This is a genomic window from Polyangium spumosum, from assembly GCF_009649845.1.
In the GTDB taxonomy this organism is placed as follows: Bacteria; Myxococcota_A; Polyangia; order Polyangiales; family Polyangiaceae; genus Polyangium; species Polyangium spumosum.
The window spans coordinates 126,867-148,505 of the sequence record NZ_WJIE01000011.1 but is presented as its reverse complement, the minus strand read 5'-3'; the positions used below and the strand labels follow the sequence as shown (position 1 = coordinate 148,505).

General features: G+C 64.6%; 14 protein-coding genes and 1 pseudogene. 5 read left to right on the top strand and 10 right to left on the bottom strand.

The window, feature by feature from the left end; genetic code table 11:
* Positions 1-37: 37 nt before the first annotated feature.
* From GF068_RS47605 to GF068_RS31335, 4 genes and pseudogenes are all read right to left on the bottom strand, one after another.
* Positions 38-805, bottom strand: a pseudogene (locus tag GF068_RS47605) (hypothetical protein); the annotation flags it as partial.
* A 32-nt stretch (positions 806-837) separates the two neighbouring features.
* On the bottom strand, positions 838-1,344 hold the full coding sequence (locus GF068_RS47445; RefSeq protein WP_170319779.1) for a DUF4123 domain-containing protein: 507 nt from the start codon (positions 1,342-1,344) through the stop codon (positions 838-840).
* Position 1,345: 1 nt separating this feature from the next.
* A complete protein-coding gene (locus GF068_RS31340) occupies positions 1,346-1,681 on the bottom strand; it encodes a PAAR domain-containing protein (RefSeq protein WP_153823186.1) in 336 nt (111 codons plus the stop codon).
* 20 nt (positions 1,682-1,701) lie between these two features.
* Complete coding sequence (locus GF068_RS31335; protein WP_240807664.1) at positions 1,702-4,284, bottom strand: type VI secretion system Vgr family protein; 2,583 nt, start codon at positions 4,282-4,284, stop codon at positions 1,702-1,704.
* A gap of 3,513 nt (positions 4,285-7,797) precedes the next feature.
* Between GF068_RS31335 and GF068_RS31330 the strand changes: the two genes are divergently transcribed.
* Both GF068_RS31330 and GF068_RS31325 read left to right on the top strand, forming a co-directional pair.
* Positions 7,798-8,226: a hypothetical protein gene (locus GF068_RS31330; RefSeq protein ID WP_153823185.1), complete on the top strand. Its 429-nt coding sequence runs from the start codon at positions 7,798-7,800 to the stop codon at positions 8,224-8,226.
* A 246-nt stretch (positions 8,227-8,472) separates the two neighbouring features.
* On the top strand, positions 8,473-9,888 hold the full coding sequence (locus GF068_RS31325) for a tyrosine-type recombinase/integrase (RefSeq protein WP_170319778.1): 1,416 nt from the start codon (positions 8,473-8,475) through the stop codon (positions 9,886-9,888).
* 258 nt (positions 9,889-10,146) lie between these two features.
* Here the strand turns inward: GF068_RS31325 and GF068_RS31320 are convergent, their stop codons facing one another.
* The 6 genes from GF068_RS31320 to GF068_RS31295 all read right to left on the bottom strand — a co-directional run bounded on the left by GF068_RS31320 (position 10,147) and on the right by GF068_RS31295 (position 16,981).
* On the bottom strand, positions 10,147-10,614 hold the full coding sequence (locus GF068_RS31320; protein WP_153823183.1) for a DUF6884 domain-containing protein: 468 nt from the start codon (positions 10,612-10,614) through the stop codon (positions 10,147-10,149).
* A gap of 8 nt (positions 10,615-10,622) precedes the next feature.
* Positions 10,623-11,057, bottom strand: a complete 435-nt coding sequence (locus tag GF068_RS47440) for an RNA polymerase sigma factor (RefSeq protein ID WP_153823182.1) — start codon at positions 11,055-11,057, stop codon at positions 10,623-10,625.
* The gene (locus GF068_RS31310) at positions 10,957-11,748 is read right to left on the bottom strand and encodes an IS701 family transposase (RefSeq protein WP_153823181.1); all 792 of its coding nucleotides are present in this window, start codon (positions 11,746-11,748) and stop codon (positions 10,957-10,959) included. The genes GF068_RS47440 and GF068_RS31310 overlap by 101 nt, the downstream gene beginning before the upstream one ends.
* 213 nt (positions 11,749-11,961) lie before the next feature.
* On the bottom strand, positions 11,962-13,308 hold the full coding sequence (locus GF068_RS31305) for a sigma 54-interacting transcriptional regulator (protein WP_153823180.1): 1,347 nt from the start codon (positions 13,306-13,308) through the stop codon (positions 11,962-11,964).
* A 17-nt stretch (positions 13,309-13,325) separates the two neighbouring features.
* Entirely contained in the window at positions 13,326-14,375 is a 1,050-nt protein-coding gene (locus GF068_RS31300; protein WP_153823179.1) for a helix-turn-helix transcriptional regulator, read from the bottom strand.
* A 77-nt stretch (positions 14,376-14,452) separates the two neighbouring features.
* Positions 14,453-16,981, bottom strand: coding sequence for a hypothetical protein (locus tag GF068_RS31295; protein WP_153823178.1), 2,529 nt, complete (start codon positions 16,979-16,981; stop codon positions 14,453-14,455).
* 547 nt (positions 16,982-17,528) lie between these two features.
* Between GF068_RS31295 and GF068_RS31290 the strand changes: the two genes are divergently transcribed.
* Genes GF068_RS31290 through GF068_RS31280 form a run of 3 tightly spaced genes read left to right on the top strand, consistent with a single transcriptional unit; the run spans position 17,529 to position 21,538 of the window.
* Entirely contained in the window at positions 17,529-20,021 is a 2,493-nt protein-coding gene (locus GF068_RS31290) for a serine/threonine-protein kinase (protein WP_170319777.1), read from the top strand.
* A 34-nt stretch (positions 20,022-20,055) separates the two neighbouring features.
* Positions 20,056-20,787, top strand: a complete 732-nt coding sequence (locus GF068_RS31285) for a LysM peptidoglycan-binding domain-containing protein (protein WP_153823176.1) — start codon at positions 20,056-20,058, stop codon at positions 20,785-20,787.
* A gap of 4 nt (positions 20,788-20,791) precedes the next feature.
* On the top strand, positions 20,792-21,538 hold the full coding sequence (locus GF068_RS31280) for a hypothetical protein (protein ID WP_153823175.1): 747 nt from the start codon (positions 20,792-20,794) through the stop codon (positions 21,536-21,538).
* Positions 21,539-21,639 lie beyond the last annotated feature (101 nt).

Sequence of the window (21,639 nt, the reverse complement as noted above, 5' to 3'; positions counted from 1 at the left end):
CAAATTTAGAACTCACTGTTGCGGCATCGCTTCCTGTCGATGCGCGCAGCACGTTGCCGTGTGCGTCTGACTCGTACTCAACATATGAGCCATCCGCCCATCTCACGGAAGCAAGACAGTCTCCCGAGAATCTTTGCCTCACCACGCTGCCATCTCGCAGCGTCATAAGTCTTGTTGAGCCGTCGACGTCAGTACTAAACGTATACGCGGAAGCGTCAGGAAAATCAATCTTCAGTAATTGCCCGCTCGGATCCATCTCGAATTCCGTTTTGCGACCGAGAGGATCCGTTGTGCATCGAAGTCGACCGTCCGAACGATAGGAGTACTGAGTGGATGCACCCGTTCGATCTGTGACAGTGGACAAGTTCCCTAAGTCATTATACACGAGACGTGTCGTCGACTCGTCTGGGTAAACAGCGGCGACGAGCCGATCCTGCGCGTCATAGTCAAATCTGTAGGTGTTGGTATTGGAGTCACAAATGCCAGTCACCATGCCTCTGGCGTTATGCTCTACAGTAAACAACCGAGCAGCACGGTCATGTATAGACACGACTTGAGAATGGTCGTGGGTTTGTACGGCAATCGTGTTTCCCGTAGGCAGCGCCAGGATGGCCGCAGAGCCGTCAGGTTCAACGGAGAGGTTGGTCTCTCGGCCGTTGTGCTGGCGAATGGTAATCTCGTTACTCGAGGCCCGCTGTACGGCGATGTCTGGCACATTGCGCAGCCTTTCGACTATTCGCTCTGCACGTGTCTCGGCAGCGCCACGCAGTAGAGCTTCGTATACTTCAGGTCTAATCCTAATCATATCTCAGCGAGGCTCGGACTATTGGTGGCCGTTCATATTGCGAATTCGAGCAACTCGTCTCCGCTCGCAGATTCGACCAAGAATGCACGTATAGGGCCCATAAAATCCTGCAGTTCCTCCTGTGTGCAACTCGGCAGAAATGATCGCAAAACTCTTGGATCGTAGTACCGAAAGTAGGCAATGCGTTGGTCAGGCATGCGAACCACCAAGAATCGACGAAGGTGCCGTCGTAGCTCATCAAATAGGGACGGCGTATTCAGAAATACCATCCAAGACAGACCCCAGCCAGCATCCACTAGAGCGCCGATTGCCTTGCTTCCTGGCTGCAACTCTACAAGAAACGGTCCGAAAGGGGCCAAGTCGCGTCCCTGTTCCCCATCATAAAGACTCTCAACCCTTTCACCCAGCGTCCGGCGTAGTGTCGCAATCCGCTTGTCGCGTGCGCCGTCCAGAATTGCATAAAGGCACGCCCGAGCAGATTCGCCATCTGCGAGCGCTGCACGCTCCAGGAGTGCCGCAGTGACTTCAGACGGTCTCACTCTAATCAGCCTTCGTCACAAACGCCGCACCTACACTCGCCGCGTTTAGCATACACGCCGCTTGTGGCGGATCCCCGATGATGACCGTGGGGCAGCCCTCGATTATTTTACCGCCATCTGTAGGGTCGCCGCGTCGGGCGGCAGGTGAATCCCCGATGATGACAGTGGCGGCTCCTTCCTTGATCGGGTCTTCTGCGCACCAGCACTTGCACTTGTCGCCTGCCCGCGCAGCCGGTCGGTCACCTATCAGTACGGATGGGCAGCAGTCGGGCAAGATTGGACCTCCGCCGTGCATCCAACAGGAGTGCTGATCGCCTAATCTTGCTGCTTCAGGCATTGCGGTTGCACCTTCTCCCACTACTCAGAGCAATTGATCTTTACCTGTGGAAGCCCCTGGATCACGATGTTGCCGGAATCGGAATTTACCTTGATGCCAGATGCGGCGTGGACATCTATCGTCCCCCGTGACTCAAGCTTGATGTTCTTGTCCGCGTCGAGCGTGATCGTGTCTCCCTCGATCGTGACAGTCGCCTCGCCAGTTGTCATGACGATCTTTCTGTGCGTCATCGTCACTTTCGTCGGGCCCGGTGCCGGCGCTCCTTCGCCTGGCTTTGCGATCGTCAAGGAATGTTCTACACCCACCAAATGCGAATCATTCTTCCAAACCGTCTTGGTGCGGCTATTCTGGATCGTCGAGGTCTCGTTGTTCTTGACGAGCTTCGTCATATCCTTCTGCGCCTGGATATTGAATAGCTCCCTCCCCGCCGCATCCTCGAACATGATTTCGTTATACCCACCACCGCCGCCCGTGGAATTGCTCCTCCACCCACTCTGCGTCTTGTTCTCGGGCAGCTTGTACGGCGTCTTTTGCAAATTCGTATACACCCGCCCCACGATCACCGGCCGATCCGGATCTCCCCCCAAGAAGTCCACGAGCACTTCCTGCCCGATCCGCGGCAGATTCGACCCCCCATACCCCGCCCCACCCCACGGCTGACTCACGTGGATCCAGCAAGAGCTATTGTCATCCATCTTACTCTCGCGATCCCAATGGAAATGCACTCTCACCCGGCCAAACTCATCCGTATGGATTTCCTCTCCCGGAGGCCCCACCACGGTCGCGCTCTCCACCCCGTTCACCCTCGGCCTAGGCGTCACGAGCTCCGGCCGGAACGGCACCTCCGTCCCCCGCACCTCGCAATGCTGCGACCATTCTCCCCGATCCGTCCCGCTGAGGGACGACTCCACCACCAGAAAGCTCTTCCCATCCCCGAGCGCCGAATGCGAATGCCCGCTCATCCCCATCACCACGCCTGGCGCCAGGTCGTACGCGTTCGTCTCGAACGTCGCCACCCGCGCACCCCCGCGCTTCGCATCCAGCCGCTTCTGCGCGAGCACCGCGGCTTCCTTCTCGTCCGTCCGCGCCTTGCCCTTGTCATCCGCGCTCGGCGTCGCATCCCCCGAGTCCGTTCCAAACAGGAACGCCCCCGGCACATACTGGAACCGCTCTAGCTTCTCCTCGACCTTCAGCCCCTTCGACGCGCTCGACATCAGCTTGTAAGTCGGCGGCTTCCGGTAATCGTGGTCCCGCACCGTATACTTGCCCGGACGCACCCGCTGACCCATCCGCACGGAGGTCGCGAACTCCAGGTCGATGCTCTTCACCATGCTCGTGTCATCCACGAACGTGACCGGCGTCCCTCGCTTCGCGTTCGACTGCGGCGCATCCGATAAAACGAGCTTCGTCTCCTCGCCCGCCTGCTCGAAATAGAACGTGATCCCCGCGTCCTCGAGCATCCGGCTCATGAACGTGAAATCGCTCTCCGAATACTGCACGCGGTACTTCCGCTTCTTGTACGCCCCCTTGTCGACCCGCAGCGTCGGCTCGATCTCCCACTCCTTCAGCAGCTTGAGCACGATATCCAGCTCCGACATCTGCTGGAACATCCGGTAATTCTTCCGCTGCGTCAGGAGCCACAACGTGGGCACGATCGAGAACTGATACGTCGAGAGCCCCGACGGCTCGACGCGCACCTGCTCGAAATGGTTGCAGATGCCCGACCAGAACCGATCGTGCTTCCCGGCCGCCATCGAGAACTTCGCGGCCTGGCCGACCACGTCGTCGAACTCGATGCTCGGGTTCTCCGATACCCCGACCAGATTGACCTGGAACAAACACGAAAGCCGCTCGTGAATCGAAAACTGCCGAGCCTCTACCTTGTCACCCGAGCCAATCTCGACCTCAAGGTTTTTTCCGCCAAGACGCTGCGTGACGCTGCCAAGCCCGGAAGCAGCGTTCCCAGCCACCCCCTTCATCATCTTCCCAGGATCGAACGATGTGACCGCAATCTCCTCGAAGACCGGCAGCTCCCCCGCCACGATCCCTGGCGTCCCTCCCCCGATGAGCCCCCCGAGCGTCGCGTTGATCGCTCCCCCAGCAAACCCACCCGTCACCGCCCCCGCGAGCTTCCCGACCGCCCCTCCCGCGAGATTCTCGACCGCCCCGGTCGCCTGCTGGACAGCGTTCGAAACGGCCCCCGTCACCATCCCGCTCGCCATCGCCCCGAGATCAGGCACGCCGCCACCGGCGACGATCCCCACCGCCCCCGCAGCCGCGCCTCCGATGGTCCCGCCCGCAATACCGGTCGCCACCGCCCCGAGATCGGGCACTCCACCGCCGGTCACCGCGCCGGCAATCCCACCACCGACCCCGCCGAGCGTTCCGCCCGCGATGCCTGTCACCGCCGCGCCGAGATCGAGGGAGCCTCCCTTGGTCGCAGCCCCGAGCAACGTGCCCGCGCCCGCCGCCTTTCCGCCCACGTCGACGACAGCCTTGAGATCGGGCGCTTTCACCTCGCCCGCGGCCTCGCCGATCCCCACGCCATCGATCTCGCCGGAGAGTTCTACCGATCCATCACCCGGCGGCTTGACAAACGTCATCGGTCGATCCTCCTCGTGACCTGCAAAACTTCCCGAACGATCCCAGACGCCGCTTGCGAACGGAGAACCGTGAGTGCTGCTTCAACGGACCGCCGCGTTGAACCCAGACTAAGCTGTTCCCAGAAAGGGCGGCACATCGTACCTTCCCAGGGGCGACGTGTGAAGCCGTTTGTCTGTGCGAGCACATTACTGAGGAAAACGCGCGCATGCCGTGTTCGCGCAGCCACTGCCGGGAACCACAGGGAGGCATCGGCCGAGCCCCTAACTCCAAGCTGTCCAGGTTGACGTCCTTGCGGCCGGGGCTTGCACGCACAAGAAGGCGTCACCTGTCAAGAGGGGAACGTGCCCCACCCTGCCTCGAAGCCCACCTGCGGGAACAACGCCGCAAACGGCTGCGGCGCAGCCGTCTGCCGAGGGAAGATGGCGACGCCGGGGTCGGGGCCTTGGGAGAGTGGCGGCGTCGGTCCTTCCCAAAGCCGTGCCCTTGTCCCCCATGCAGGAGGTCGCGCAGGTGCCCCGAGGTCGGATCCTTGGCCGATAACATCCGCGCCACCGCGGCGGACGCCACCGCGGCGGAGAGCCCAGTCGAAGCTCTTCCGCATGTCCGCGGGCGTCGTGGTCACGTAGATGCTCAGCGCGGGAGGGAGCGTGAACACACCCAACCTCACGCCGGACGAGATCGAGAAGTTGCATTTGATTCGGTCGCTTTAGCGGCAGCTCACGGCGGGGAACGTCCACGGGGCAGAGGCACATGCACTGCCGTGCGTGGCGAGCGCGGCGAAGGACTGCGCGTCTGCATCGGGGTCGGGATGGTGACCGGAAGGGCCGCGGGCGTCAGCGCGGCGGAGACACGGCCCGAGGTCGGCATGGTGCCCAGAATCAGCACGGGAACCGAAGGGGCCGCGGGCATTGCATGCTTCCACCGCGGAACAGCGAGAGCAGCGGCCGGAACCGTCGGGACCGGCTCACATGGTACGGGCGCAGAAGCAGCGGGATGTGGCGGAACCGGCGGCACGGGCTCCCGCACGATGCCCGACCTGGCCGCGGTGCTCCGCCACGGCCGCGCCGCCAAGGGCAGCCGTCGCGTGACCAGCGGACGCGGGGCCACGGGGCGCAGTTCCGCGACGGGGACCCCTGTGGCAGGCAGCTCCGCCGTCGCGGGGGGCTGTGCGGGGCGCAGCTCCGCGACGGGGAGGCCCGTGGCAGGCAGCTCCGCCGTCGCGGGAGGCTGTGCGGATTGCGGCTGGGCTTCCGTCGTAGGAGCCGACGCCGTGGGCGCCTGGGATTGAGCCAGCGCGCCCGCGATGGCCGCCAACACGAGTTCGGCAGGCACGTACGATGCTGCCGATAGGCGAACTTCCCGGCATCGCCCTTGGCACGACCGCATGCGACGATGGCCCCGGCCACAGCGCGAACAGTCGGATCCGAGAGCGCCCACTGGCACCGATCGATTGGGCCGCCCAACGCGTGGCTCATGTCCTGCCAATCCGCGTCCGTGAGCCCTCGCGCCGCGTTCGTCAATGCCAAGACCGTGTAGAGCACGATTTCCCGAACGAGCGCCGTCGGTGGGGCGGTTTGACACTTGGCCAGCACGTTGCCGACCACCTGCATCAAGATTGCGGCAGGCATCTCGGATGCTCGTGAGGAAGGCGTGCTTTGCCGCGTCGCCGCTGCCCTTCGCCCGGCCGTACGCGACGACGACGCGAGCGACGGCGCGCACGTTCGAATCCGAGAGAGCGCGCTGGCACGTCGCGAACTTCTCACCGAACGCGCGGTGGATGTCCTGCCATGCTGCGTCCGTGATCCCCAGATCGGCGTTCGTCACTGCGAAGAGCGTGTAGAAGACGAGTTCCACGTGAAGGGGGATCGAACGCGTCGGCGTGGGAGACGCGGGGGGCGCAGAAGGCGCAGGCGCGGCCGCGGCCGGCGCGGCCGGCGTGGCGGCGGATGCCGCCTCACGCGGGAAACGAAGCATTCCGAGCAGGGTGTCGGCGAGCATCTGGAGGCGTTCGTCCTCCTCGTAAACACCGCGGACACCGGCGATCCATACCGGATCATCCGGGGTGGACGACGCTCTCGGCACGCGCTTCTCGCAGGCTGCAAGGAACGCGCTCGCGAGCAACTGGACGCGCTGGTCGCCGAGCGTCGCTTGCGCGGCCTGACGCCATCCAGCGTCCGCGAGACTGCGCTGCACGGGCCCGCTCATCGAGGCGGGCGCGCCACTCGGCAAACTGTAGAGACCTGCCGCGAACGCGCCCAACGCCACGCCGAGCGACACGAGATCCGACGACGACTCGCAGACGCCGATGAGGACCACCGCAGTGCAGACGTCGGAAGGCGAGGTCTCCGTTCGCAATGGCAAACCGGAGCGCGCCTTCGTGTCTCTCGGGGATTGGATCCCGCCCAAGTCCATAGAGAAGCTCCAACCGAGCACTATGCACATCCGCCGCCCTGCAAGCCACAAAAATCAGCGTCGGCGCGAGGCACGTACGACGGTGTCCGCTACGTCTATGGTGGAATGGTCCAAGCCTCTGCGGCGTGTTGTTCGAGGAAAACCCACAAAGTCCGAGAAACGTATCCGAATTTCGGGATCAACACCCCTGTTTCGCCGTGTCGACGAGTGAAAGAGCCGAGCGACACAATGGGTTTTTGACCAATTTCGCGTCGAGAGGGGGCGCGCGGGCACCTCCCGCGTGCCGCTGCTCGTGCGCGAGTTCACGCTTCCGGACAGGGCAAGCGTCGTGCCCTCCGCAGACAAACCGCGAAATCGCCGCGTTTGGTCCATGGACGTCGATCCCGCCCCCTTGTTTCACAGGCCCGGGATCCGAGCAGGGTCCACTGATCGATCCACTTTTTGCTCGCCGGAGCCATGCCTCGGGCGGCGGAAATGTTTCACGGTCGCCGGGACGGTATTCGATTTCACGTTCTGTACAAGCGCAAGGACCGTGCCCTCCGCAGACAAACCGCGAAATCGCCGTGTTGAGCCATGGAAGTCGATCCTGCCCCCTTGTTTCACAGACTCGGGGTCCATGAAGGGCCCAGAAATCGATCCACTATTTGCTCGGCGAAGCCATGGCTACACGCCTCAAAAATGTTTCACGAGGTGGGATATACGCGTACCCTATCAAATCAGCCGGATTTCGAGCACTCGCTTCGCATCGGGGAGCGGGCGGAGCGCCCCCCAGGATCCATGGAAAGCCATGGATTTCCCATGGGCAGAGCCATCGGGTTCCAGTGGCTCCCGGGCATGGCTCCGAGACTTGCCCGAGAAGGGCCGAGAACGGGCCGAGAACGAGCCGAGAACCCGGGCCGAGAGACGCCCCCGGAGAGGCGACCGACGGCAACGCGTAATATGTATGGTCAGACTATACGTATGGTCGGGCTATACGTATGGTCGGGCTATATATATAGAACTCGACGGCGACCTCCATTTTCCCTTGTCCCGCATCCCCCACGGGCGGGAGAATCGGATCCACGCAACGGCGCCCCTTCGTGCGCCATGGGAGGGCGGACATGTCCATCGGTGAATCCCGCAGCCCGGACAGCAACATCACGGCGACCTTGTCGATCCCGCGGGGCGTCCTCCAGGTCGTCGCGCCCCCGCCCGAGACCCTTTCGCAATGCAACGTCGAGGCGGTGACGGGCATCCCGCGGCGCGTCTTCCTGGAAGCCATCCGCGCGCCGGACTTCCCGGTCCCCGTCGCGCGGCTCGGGAAGCTTCGGATCGTCAATCGTGCCGCGTTCGTCGCGTGGCTCGAAGACAATGCCCGAAAGCAGATCGCCGCCCCGTCCTCCCCATCGGCCGCGACTGACGCCGCGTCCACCGGCGACACCGCGCCCGCGGAGCACGCCGACGACATTCTCGACGCCATTGGCCTGCAACCGCGGCCGGTCACTCCGAGCCGCGCCCGTGCGACGAGCCGCCGTGCTCGGCGCCTCTGACAACCGTCCGGCCCCCGCGGGGTCTCACGGTCGCCTTCGCCTTCTCGCCTCTATGGCCCGTAGACGGGCCATACCCCCCTCCCGCGCCATCCGTTGCTTGACACGCGCCGCGATGCCGTCATGGCCCCGGGGGGCACGACGGGAGAGTCTCTCGCGCGCCTACCGTGGCTCCGCGAAAGGAGCCGAAACCCGCAGGGCACGGCCGCTCGGCTGTTCCCTGCATCGTCATTGATTGGAGTTTGGAACATGCCCAGGGTAGCAACAGGCAACGTTTACGAGCGGCGCGGCAAGTGGTTCGCGCGGCTCACGATCGGAGCGAAGAAGCGGCAAAGCTTCATGCTCGATACCTGCAAGGACGAGGCAAGCGCCATGGCTCGCCTCGACATCTTGGCGGAGCTGGCCGTGAAGCTCCGCAAGTGCGGGCGCGACGACATCGCGCCGGACATCATCAAGCGCGCCGCGGTGCGTGACGGGAAAGCGCTGGACGAGGTACGCAAGGCCGTGGACATGATCGCGTCAGGGCAGGTGGTACAGAAGAACCGCACGCCGACGATCGAGGAAATCGGCAAGCGGTGGACGAGCGGCGAGCTGGCGGATCTCCATCCCGACCGAGTCAAGCGACGACGAAGTGCAAGAACCAACAGGTACGTGCTGGACAGGTACGTCTATCCAATGGTCGGGGACGTGGCGATCGACAAGTTCACGCTCGACCACGCGGAAGCCGTGATGCGGAGCCTGCCCGCGAGTCTCGCGCCGAACTCGCGGCGCTCCGTCGCGCAACTCGTGTATCGGATCTGCTCGCTGGCGGTCCTTCCCCTGCGCCATATCGCCGTGCATCCGCTCCCGCGGGGATTCGTGCCGCGGTACCAAGCGGGGAAAGCAAAGGGGTGGCTTTACCCCGACGAGGACGCGACGTTGCTGGGCTGCACGCAGGTCCCGCTGGAATGGCGGTTGTTTTACGGCTTCCTTCATCGGGAAGGAATGCGACGCACGGAAGCCCTCCACACGAGGTGGTCTGACATCGACCTGGACCTCGGAGTGATCGTGCTCGACGTGAACAAGACGGACGAGCCCCGCGCGTGGGCATTGTCGCCTGGGGTCGTCGCCGCGTTGCGCGCCTGGAGAGATCACTGCGCGGCGAGAGGCGTGCGCGTGTCAGGGGACGCGCCTGTCTTCGTGTACGACGAAGGAAGCCAGAAGGGACAGCGGCTTGCCATGAGCGACACTGCCGGCCGGTTCCGCGGACATCTGGAGCTGGCAGGCGTTCGCCGGCCGGAGCTGTTCGCGCGGACGGAGACGAGGATGCGGATCCGGCTGCACGATACACGGGCCACGTTCGTCACGCTGGCACTCGCGAACGGACGGACGGAGGCGTGGGTGCAGGACCGAACGGGGCACAAGTCAAGCGACATGATCAACCGCTACCGGCGTGCCGCCCGCACGGCGGCCGAGCTCGGGCTCAAGGAGTGCCGCCCGCTCCATGAGGCGATCCCCGAGCTGGCCCCCCGGATGGGCACCGAGCAGGCCCGCACGAAGGAAAGGGCGGCGGAAAGGGCACCACGCTCGCTGCGGGGGACCCCTCTGTCTGTCGAGATCCAGCCAAGATCCGCGGGGTTGGCGACCCCGGGTCAGGATGATCAGAACTGTTCCCCGAGGGGATGACGCGCGCGTCGACCTCGGCCTCCCAGATGACGTCGAGCCGCTGCCCCTGGGCGTCGTCGTCGACACAGGCGAGGGAGACGACCGAGGCCGCCCCCGGCGACGAACGGACGTTTTCCACGAGGAACGTGCGTTGCCGCACGCGGACGAGGGTCCCGGCGCTGAGCTGCGGGGCTTCGGTGGACACGGCCCGGCAGCATCGCGGAGACGCGGATGCTCTGCAAGGGGGTGCGTGGGGGGCTCGGGACCGATCGAGCTTCATCAACCGCCCACCCCTGCACCTGCCGTGTGCCGCGACAGCCACGCCACCCGCGCCCCGCACCCCTTCACGCCTCGCAGCGGCTCCTCGGGCCTCGGCAGGTTGTGCCAGTGGGCACCAAAGACCAGCGCATCCGCGTAGACCTGACCTGCGAGGACAACGAGCAGAGGGGGGACGGCAAACCCACCGATCACCTCGGCCACCGTCCGCACGCCCCATCCTTCGCGGTACCGCTTTCCGAAGGAACGAAGGTTCCGGTCGTACGGATCAAGCCATGTGTCGAGCTCGACCGCGCCGTAAAGCGCGGACACGACCCGCACGGCGTCGCACTTGGCTTCGGCGTACGTGACGGCCGCGCGGAACAAGGCTGACGTGTAGAACTCACGCGCGGGCGCTCCGCGGCCGAGCTTTCGCGCCGAGCATCCCACGAGCGCGACCCGTTGCGCTCCGGGCTTTGCTTGCGTGAACATCCGCGCCCTCACTCGTCGGACCAGGCGCATTCGTCTTCCTCGATGACACGCCGTAGCCGTTTCCGAGCGGCTCGCACCCGCGCGTACGCCCGCTCTGCCGCCATTCCACCATCGAGCGCGATTTCGGCAAGCGTCTCGCCATACAAATCGTAACGAAGCACGATCTGCCGCTCCACGTCGCCCAGCGCATCGAGCCCGCGACGCACGGTCTCACGGAGCTCCGGATCGGCTGCCGTGGAGAGCCTGTCGAGCCCTGCCTCCGCATCGAGTACCTCTCGGCGGCGCCGCCGGTAGTTGACGACGACGCTCCAAGCAACCTTTACGAGCCACGCCCTCGCATCGTCACGGAGCTCCTCGGCATGACGTATCGCAATGACGAAAACCTCTTGGTGCAGGTCTTCGAGCGTTTGGCCACGGAACCTGTATTTCGCCTGAGGGCACATCAAGCGCACCTGAGCGTGCGGCGGCTTGGAGCGCCACGACCTCGTCGAGCGCGATCTGCCACTTCGGTCGGAACACTACGTCCTCTGGCACCTTCGCGCGGCGCCGTCGCGCAGGATCGTGCGCCCACTCTTTCGTGAGGTAAAGCCGGAGCGCCACGGGGACGGGCACCTCGTCACGCGCGAGCGTGACGGAGACGAGCGCCTGGCAATTGGCGTTCTTGCCGAGCTGCCCGCAATATTGATGCGCGACGCCGACCGAGTGGGTCCCCTTCTTCGGGATCGCCGTGTCGTCGATGACGAGATGCGCATCCTTGCCGCCTACGAGCGCTCCGGCCTTCTCGAGAAGCACGCGCTCGTGCCCGGCCGTGTCCCAGCGGGAGGTCGAGAGGAAGTGGTGAAGCTGCTGCGTCTCGCCCGGGCAAACCCGCGCAGCCATCGGTTCGATGCTCTTGCGGTCGCCAGGTCCGAGGAGCCCACGCATGTAGATCGGAGCCCACTTCTGCTGAGACGGGTAACCAAACTCGTGCAGAAACGGCAGAAGCCAGGAGTCGAACTCGCGCTCCCAGCGCTCCTCGGCCAGTTCGTCAGGGTGGAACGACGGTTTGACGGCGGTCACGCGGGCAAACCAGCGCAAAGGGAACCGATGGGCCAAATTTTTCGACACGAAGGGTCGCGACGCCCCGGAGATCAAGCCCGTCGCAGGTCAGATCGCGGGCAGGATGGCTGGAGATGGCAGAGTAGTGGTAGTAGCCCGCGACGCGAACGCTACCATGAGGCCAGCGACGAGCCCGGGAGCGGCGGTGCGGTGGAGGCGAAGAGGCACGAGCGTTCGTCGCCCACGACCGGCGCGGCTTGGGAACGCCACGCTTGCCGGCTCGTCGAGGGCGGCGCCAGCCCCACGACATCACGGTTCGAGGTCGCCGCGAAGCCCGTAACGCTTCATCGCCATCTGTACGAACTTCCGTCCGACGCCGGCGAGCTCCGCTGCGCGAGATACGTTGCCATCCGTCTTCTGGAGCATCAGCCTCAGGTAATGCTTTTCGTATGCCTGGGCCACGCGGTCGCGGCCGTGAAGCAGGGGTTCGTCCAGTCGAATGCCGAGAGATTGTAAATCTGGCTCCCCCCCTTCGTTGTTCTTCGCCCCTTCCCCGGCCCCGAACGCGAGGGCGCGCGCCACCGCGTTGCGAAGCTCTCGCACGTTTCCGTTCCACGTCAAACCCGAAAAACTGTCGATGACCTCTTGCGAGAGTGGACGTGTGGACCGCATGCGTGTCGACAGCTCCTTCTCGAAATGGCGCACGAGCATGGAGATGTCCTCGGAGCGCTCCGAGAGCGGCGGAAGACGTACCGGAACCACGGCGAGCCGATAATACAGATCCTCGCGGAACACACCGAGGTCGACGGCGCGGGACAGCGGCCGGTTCGTCGCGGCGACGACGCGCACGTCGAACCGCTTGGGTCGATTCGTTCCCACGCGACGCACCTCCATGCTCTCGAGCGCTCGCAAGAGCTTTGGTTGAAGGCCATGCGGGAGCTCCCCGATCTCGTCCAGGAAGACCGTCCCTCCGTCGGCCTCCTCGAAGATTCCAGGCCTATCCATCGTTGCACCGGTGAACGAGCCCTTGACGTGCCCGAAGAGCTCGCTCTCTGCGAGCTCCGGGGAGATGGTCGAGCAGTCGAGTACGATGAAAGGCCCCTTGGACCGCGGGCTCGCCTCATGAATCGCCCGCGCGGCCACCTCCTTCCCCGTCCCCGTTTCTCCCTCGATCAGCACCGTGGCGTCGGTGGCCGCCGCGCGCTCGAGCACGGCAAACACGGCCCGCATCGCGGTGCTCCTTCCGAGCATGTGCCCGAAGCGTTCACCAGGGAAGAGAGGCAGCTCGATGAACGTGTTCACCATCAAAAGGCGAAATTCGGTCTTGCCAATCGTGATACGGGAATCTGGGCGTGCATAACCATCCCGCACCTGTACGCCGTCGACGGTGGTCCCGTTGAGGCTGCCGGCGTCCAGGATCCTGATCTTGTTGCGCTCGATCCGCAAGGTCAGGTGGTGCCGGCTCACGGTTGGGTCCTTGACCTTGAAATCACAGTCGGCGCCGCTGCCTATCCGGACCCCAGGGCCCGGGAGCTCGAGGGTCTCCCCTGCCTGGGGCCCCTGTATCACCTCGACGCGAATCTTGTTGGTTCGTAGGGTCAAACCGTTCGGCGACGGCACCATCGTGTTCGTCGAGTCGTCGTCATCTCGATTCATCGATCCTCCTGGTCAGGCTACCCGTCGTTCAGGAGCTTCGTGAGCCCCGCGCGGGACTGCACGCCGAGCAAGCGGTAGATGTGCTCGACGTGCGTACGGAACGTATTCGGGCTGATGTGTAGCTGGTGGGCGAGCTCCTTGTAAGAAAAACTGGAGCGAGCCAGCAAGAGCGCAATCTCACGCTTGCGCGAGGGGAGCACTTCCAGAATCGAGGAGCTCTCGGCGTGGCGCGGGTGCAGGTCGCGCGGCAAGGACCATTCCCGCATCGACAGGAGGTGTACATCCTCGTGAAGCGCATGCGTTTCCTTGGCGAGCACGTGCACGTGCACCTCGAGCGCGGCGACACCGTCGGGGTGTCTCAGCGACCAGGCGCTGCCCCCGGCCGTCAACCGCTGCGCGGAGGCCGCGAAATCGAGCAGAGCGCGGCGGTTCCCCGGGGGCCCGCCGGCGTGGTATCGGGCGATCAGGTCGAGCGCCCTCTGGTTCACTTCCAGGACCGCGCCGCTCTGTCGGGAGACGCAGATGTACCCGAGCCCCTGCTCCTCCACGATCTGCGACAAGATCGACCGCGACGCCACCAGGGGCAGGCTGACTCGGTGGACAGCGTCTCGCACGTCGGCGGTCAATGCTTCCATGAGCGCAGGCGCGGTGCTCGGGAACCGCGTGCCTCTCTCCGTGAGCAGCGCCAGCATGACGTGCTCTGTGCCGCGGCCGGGAACCAAGCGTTGATGCACCTTGTAGCCAGCTCCCTCCCCCAGCCCGAAACCGTCGAGGGCCTGGAGCACTTCCAGGCCCTCACGCAGAGGCCCTGCTATCGCATCCGCGTCGCGCCAGAAGCCGCCGGGGCTCGCTTCGAGGACGAGGCGGAGCGCGGGCTCGAGGTGCTCGGAGCGCGTGCTCATCCACCCTTCGAGGAGCTCTGTGGGCAAACGCATCGCGTGACTGATGAGGAGCTGCGGTGCGTCCCTGCGCACCACGGAGAGCAGACCCGCCACGGCAGGGACGCACGGCGCGAGGGCGTCGAGGATCACCGTGGGATCGTCCCCCGCGGCGACCCTGGACAACATCCGCGCAGCACGACGCAAAGCCTTTTGCTGACGACCGTCGAAACCCACGAGTGATGCGAGCTCCTTGTCACGCCAATCTACCCGGTTCCCGTGAGGGGAAGCAAGGTATCCACGGGTGACCCGGACGCGCCCCACGCAGAGAGCGGACTGGCTGGAGGATCGAGTCGGGGTCGTGCCCGGCTCACCTCGCCGATGAGCGCGAGCATCTTCTCCGATGACAGGGTCGCGTAGTGCGCGTACTGGTACACGCCTCGACCAACGAGCACGGCCCTCGTGAGCTTTTCCGCCATCGAGGGCCATTGATGCGCGAGTCTCGCCATTGCGTGTCCCAGATGCTCCTCGAGCCACGCGAGGTACATCTCCCCGAGCGCATGTGCACGTTTCCGGGCCGCACCGCACTTCGAGGCAGAAACGCCCTTGGGGATCAGAATCGACAGGCAACTCTCCTTGCCGGCATCTCGATCGCCCCCGTTCGTGCTCAGGCTGGCGAGGTCGTTCGCCAACCTGAAGGTATGGTCGGCGAGCTGCCCGACCTCGATCAAGGCTCGCAGACGCTTCTCGTAGACGTGCTCTGCAGGCGTCGTGAGCCCGCAGAAGAGAAACAATACTTCCACGGCGATGGTCGGCGCCGTATCCACGACGTGCAGCAGCAATCGAAGCTCGCGCCGTAGCTCGGCGAAGCGCTCTGGGTCGTTCGCGTCCTCGTGCGCGAGGAGCCGGATTCGTTCGCCGATGGGGCCAGGCGCCCTGGATGCATAGTTCGCTTCGATGTGTCCGATCGCCTCCCGCCGTGGAGGTCCGCCGAGCCCGAGCCGGCGCACGAGTGGATTGTCGACGACGTCCGGCGCGCGTTCGAGCGCGTTGGACCGATAATGACGTACGAGCGCGTCACGGCAGGCGTCCGAGAGCGCACCGCTGGCGTTCGCGTGGCGCGAGAAGAGGCTCTCCCATTGCTTGCCGATGGCGTCGACGATCTGCATGCCCCGCCCGACGGGGCGAGAGGCAGGTCTCTCTCCGCGGGCGATCGCCTCCAGGTGATGCGCCGCAGATTGCAGCCGCGCGCGCCATGCGTCCAGCGTCTCGCCTGGCAGGACCCGGTCGAAGACACCATTGTCGCCCGTCGAGATCGCGAGCATGCAACGAATGGCGAGCTCGGCAGAACGCTCCCAGCCATCCCCCGTCGGGTTCGACTCGTCCGGCACGCGGAGCATCATGTAAGCACCCGTGTACGCATAATTGCGATCTGCCTGCTGCAAGGATCGATCGGGAAGCAGCAGCCCCTCCGATAGGGCCTCGCCGAGCACCCGCGCCGACATGGCCTGGACGAGAAGGTCGCGCTCGGCGTCCGCGTCGGCGACCTCGGGCAAGCGCTCTCGCACGATCTGCTCGATCGTGCGCTCGGGCGTCGCTGCCGTCACCTCGATGAGGTCCAGGAGCTCGGCGGGCCAGGGCGGCTCGACCGAGGTCGATGGCCCTCGACTTCTGTCCGCGCCCTGCAAGAGGACGTGCGCGACAGAGAAACGAACCGCGCGTCGCAGCGCATGAAGAATGCCATCCACCGTGGGAGCGCATGGATGGACCGGCGCCGCTGCCGTGGCAGGCGCGGCCAGGAGGACGTTTTGTGCACCCTGGCCCGGGGCGATGACCGCGTCGTAGTCCTCGGCAGTGCAATCAGACCAGCGGGCCGCGGGGACGATTCGAATTGCGTACCAGGCGTCGTCGACGAACACGTGCTCTTGACCACGCATCCCGCGCGAATCCAGGCAGTTCACCAGCAAGGCGGGCTTTTTCGTCGGATCGGCGTGGTGGGATGCCCGTCTCGCGTCGATTTCCTCTGCCGAGGCGCAGACAGGAATGGTGAGCCGCAGTGGCGCAGGGATACGAGAACGGGGCAGCGCCTGAACGAGCTCGAGCACGAGCTCCAGATCATATCCGGGTGCGAAATGGGACGGCGCGTCCCGCAGACCTCGATCGATGAGATCTCCGATCTCCTCGGGACGAGCATCGGGCCACAAGGTCGTCGTCGCGACGCACGGCACGAAAGGAGGGAGGCAGAAGCCGGGACGCACGACGTCCGGCTCCTCGGCGCCGGTCCGGAGGACGAGATCGACGTCCCGCTCCCAGGCGAGCTCGTCCGGGTAGTCGATCCAGAATTGAAGGTCCATCCGCGGCTCCGGGAGAGACGTGGTGGCCTCGCAAGCGGCCTCGACGCAGGCGACGAGTCTGGCCTGGGAGCCGCCCGACGCGCGCATTCGTGCGAGGTTTCCGTGCACGCTGCAACGAATACCCCGCCGAACGAGCGCTCGGCGCTCCCGGATCTCCGAGCGTAACCACTCGAATTGCCTGGCGACGACGTCGAAGAACGCCTCCGGCCTCTTGTCGACATTATGGCGTGAAGCGATGCAGACGAGCAGCGTTCTCACGTCGCCGCGAAGCGCGACGTGCTCGGCGCATGCGACGACATTGGCCGCCCCGACGGCGTAATTGCGACCCGATCCGCCTTTGCGATGGTTTCCGTCCGGGAGCAGGATGATGCGACGCGCCTGTTTCCTCGCGGCCCGCCAGGGCGATTGACATTTAACCTCGAACCAACGCGGAGAGTGCATGGTAGAGCTCCTTCTCGCAGGGTCTCGAGCCGCCGACCCCAATGAAGATCGAGCGGCAGGGATGGCCCCGCGAACAGTGCACCAGCCATGCCCACGGGCTGGGCACGCTTTCCCGGTTTTTCCGGGGGTGGGTGCATCCGGTTGAGCGCAACCGGAGGTCTTTCGGCCGGTCGGGGTGTATCCAAGCGGAGGCGGTCCGTCGCGGGGGTCGGGCCGAGAACAGGTCGGCCGGCTCGAGATCGCCCACGCGTCTGCAGGAGACAAGCGCTCGTCTCGCGCGTCGGCGAGGGCCCCTGGCGCCCGCGGTCCGCGGGTATACGCAATTCATCGGATTCAGGAACGAGCCTGCACGGGTGAGGAGCCGTGGCGCCTCTCACTCATTATCGCTCCTGCCGCGCGTGATAGGGATGGCATGCGTCTGCGAGCACGATGTCCACCGCAAGTCCATACGCAAAATTGCGTATCTGCGCGTCCTTCAGGAACAGGTCGTAAACGACTCGAAAGTTTGGCCAGCGCTTCACATTGCTTGCAAGCTCGTGACGCGAGCATGAACACGGACACCGGCGATGACACCAGCGTGCCCACCATGAGGCTCCCGACGGACGAACTCCGTGGCGTCCAGCCGGTCGACCTTCGTCCTGGCAAGACTTTCGCCGGTCGGTTCGAGCTGAAATCCAAACTGGGCGAGGGGGCCTTCGGGGAGGTCTGGAAGGCGATCAACACGAAGCTTGATCTGAAGGTGGCGCTCAAGATTCCGAGGACGAAGGCGGCGGACGACCTCGAGAGATTCCGCCGGGAAGCGCAGGCGCTCTGTCTGATCGACAGCGAGTATGTCCTCCGGTGCTTCGACTATGGCGACGAGCCGCTTCCCTTCTTGGTGATGGAGCTCCTGACGGGTGAGAGCCTCGCGAAACGGCTCGAGCGCGAGGGGCCCATGCCGATGCCGACGGTGAAGTCGATTTGCAGACAGCTCTGCAAAGGACTGCAGGCGACCCACACGGCGGGCGTCATTCACCGTGATCTGAAGCCGGGGAACATCTACTGCATCGAGGGCAAGGTCAAGATCGTCGATTTCGGGTTGATGAAGCTCGTCGAGCCGATGGTGGATCCCGGCACCGAGATCATCGTCAGCGAGCACAATGAGCTGACCCAAGAGAACATGGCGATGGGCACGGTCAGCTACATGAGCCCGGAGCAATGGAAACATTCCAACCGCGTCGATTTCAGGAGTGATCTCTGGTCCCTCGCGGCTGTGCTCTACCGCCTCCTCTCGGGGAAGTTGCCGTTCACAGGAGCGGCGCACGTCGACGTCGCACGGCTCGTTCTCCTCTCCTCCGATGGACCGCCGCCCATATCCCACCTTCCGGGCGAGGTGAACGCATTTTTTCGTATCGCGTTCCAGAGAGACCCGAACATGCGGTTTCAGTCGGCCACCGAGTTCGGCGCAGCTTTCGACGCTCTCCCGGATGTGGCTCGTGTTTCGCCGCCACCATTGGCGCGGCCCGTCTTCAAGCGGCGTATTTGGGCTGGCGGAGCGACGGCGTCCCTCGTCATCGCGGCAATTTTCATCACCGCCAGCGCGCGCCCGGACGTCATCGCGCCGATGTGCGATCCACGAAATGGCAACTGCGATGGGTCATTGCTCAACGGGTGCGAGGCGGATCTCACGCACGCCGAGAGCTGCGGCGCTTGTGGAGTACGGTGTATCAATGATCACGGTTCGACGAGCTGCGTTGGTGGTTCCTGTGCCCCCCTGTGCGCGGCAGGCTTCGCCGATTGCGACGGGGAACCGTCAAACGGGTGCGAGGCGGATCTCGGGGCTCCCGCGAGCTGCGGAAAATGCGGCAACGCATGCACGAACGAGCACGGTGGCGTCGCGTGCGTTGCTGGCCAATGTGCATCCACGTGCCAGCCAGGTTTCATGGATTGTGATGGAAACCCCGCCAATGGCTGCGAGACGGACGTTGTTTCCAGCGCCGTTCATTGCGGCATCTGCGGACGCGGGTGCAAGGTAGTCGTGGGCGATGACGCGACGTGCCAGGAGGGAATCTGCAAGGCCACCTGTGAACCCGGGCGTCACGATTGCAATGGCGATCCCGCCGATGGGTGCGAGATCGACGCGCAGGCGAAGCCGGAGGCCTTGGAAGGCGGACGCTGCAAGCCGATCGTCCTCGGGACGTACGAGCCTGGCGCGCTCAGTGTCGCCGTGGACGACGACGTGGATGGCATCGTGGCATGGACCGTCCCCAGGCAGGGCAAGGTCTGGCGCATGCGCAAGGGCGGAGGCGTCCCAGCGCCGATGTCCGTGGGCGGCGCACCGACACGCATCGCGTTCGATACCGGCCGCTGGTACTGGACGGACACGTCATCCAAGAGCTTGCTCACGATAGACTCCGTCACGGGTGCGCGAAAATCTCTGGTGCAATGGCTCCATCCCGAGCAGCAGATCACGGGGCTCGCGTCCTCGGAAGGCGGTGCCTTCTTCCTCTTCCAGAACGCGACCACCGGGAAGGGAACGCTTTTCGGTGCCCGGAAAGAGCTCGGGAAGAAGCCGCTTCTCGAGTATGACGGCGCCGTCCCGAACCCTTTCGGCTTTGCCACCGGGCGCCTCGGCGTCTATTTCGTGCGAACGAAAAAGGGCGGCAGCATCTGGGGCTGGTCCTTGAAAGAACGAGGCGAACCCCGGCTCGTCGCCGAAAACCAGCAGGGGCCGTTTGCCGTGGCCGTCGACCCTCGCGAGGAGGTCGTGGTCTGGTCGCATGAAACGCCTTTTTCTGGCGCCATATCGATCGCGCGACGTGACGGCCCGATCGAGGTACTCGTGGAGAACGAGCCAGGGCCACGCTGCATTGCCGTCGACGAGGCGTGGGTGTACTGGACGAACGACGGCGGAATGGTCAAGAAGGCACGCCTCGATGGGAAGCACGAACCCGTGCTGCTCGCATCCGCGCAGCAGCGCCCAATGGGCATCGCGGTCGACGCGACCCGCGTGTACTGGGTGAACGCGGCATCAGGCGAAGTCGTATCGGTTGCCAAGTGAGCAGAATGGGAGGTCTCGGAGACCAATGATTCGAATGAAAATCTTTCAGCGCGCCTCGATGATGGTCACGCTGGTCGCCGGCATCTGCACTGCGGCGAGCGCAGGCGAGGCGAACGAACTCGTCTACGAGATCGAGAACGCCGACACGCTCTACCTTGTGGCAACGAGATATTACGGAGATCCAGCGGCTTTCAAGCTGATCTTCAAGAAGAATGAGACCGTCCTGCGAGAAGCGCACGATAAATATGTGCGTGATGCCAGCAAACGCGGTGAGCGGCCCAAGCCCTTCGGCACCGGGACGATCTGGCCGAAGACCAAGATCGTGCTGCCCCAGGAGCTCTCCACCGCGGCGGGGGTCCTGTACGAGAGGCGGAGCTCGCCGCTTCGGCGTGACATAGCGGAGATGATCGCGCGCAAGAAGCGGGTGGACCTGGTCGACCTGGAGAAGATCGCAAAAGACACGCGCCCCAGCTGGATCAAGGCTCCCCAGCCGACCGCACCGCTCACGGGCTACGCCCAGGTATCTACCGCAAGCAGCGCGGTGTCGAGGGAGACGCCGCCGAAGTGGTACGAGCACCCGGAGAACGAGTTGCATCGCTGTGCCGTGGTGGTGTGCGGCAAGTTCCAGTCGCTTTGTTATTATGAATGCCTCGGGGTCGCGAAGAGGTTCCTCGACGGAGGGGCGTCGTGCAGCCATCTCCCGGCGAGCTTGCCGTACGACCAGCCTGAAGCCGCGTCGCGTGATTGTAGCGCGATGCTGGAGTAGAGTCATGAAGAACGAAACGATGGGCCGGACACTTCGAGGAGGCCTCTTCCTCGCCGTGGTCCTCGGGATGCTGAGGGCGATCCCCGCGCCCGCGGCCGAGCCGGACACGTCGCCTCTTACCTCGGCGAACTCCAAGGCGTCCCGAGCGGCAGCGGCAGAATCCAAGCCAAGCCAGGTCGTGATGGACGGGGACATCGTCCCGGATTGCAACGGCGGGACGACGCGAACTCCCTACTGGCTGACCAGGATTCTATTTCATGGTGCGTTCTGCGTGCACGCGCCGAGGAACGCGCCGCTTCGGATCGATTACGGCACGACCCTCGTGGGATACGAGGATCAGCAGAATGGCAAGCTCAGCGAGCATCAGGCGTACTACTCGCTCTCCCGGATCGATGTTCCGCCTGGTCAACGCCACGTGATCTGGGCGGTATGCGGAGGGGCTGGGCAGTCGCTTCCGAACGGCACTCGAGTCGTTCCGACCGTCCGGATGGACGCTGCGAGAGTGGGCAGGGTCGCCTTGTTGGTTCGCGGTCTTGATGACCTGGAGGTGGACTACAATGCCTCACTCGCCGTTCTCCGGGCAACAGGCGGGCAAGCCATCAAAAACTTCATGGAGCCGCGCCTGGAGAACACCCGGGAGAGCATCGATACCCAGACGGCGCCGCTCCGAGCTGCGTTGCTCCAGGAGAATCATGCGATCCTTCGAGGGGCCGGCTTTCATGTGTCCCCGACTTGGAGCGAGGATCAGTGACAGGGCTCCGCCATGTCGACGGTGGAGGTCTGACACGTCCGGTCGAGGGCCCCTTGCCCCCTGCCCCGCGGTTCCCGGTCCCCCAAACCCGAATCCACTCG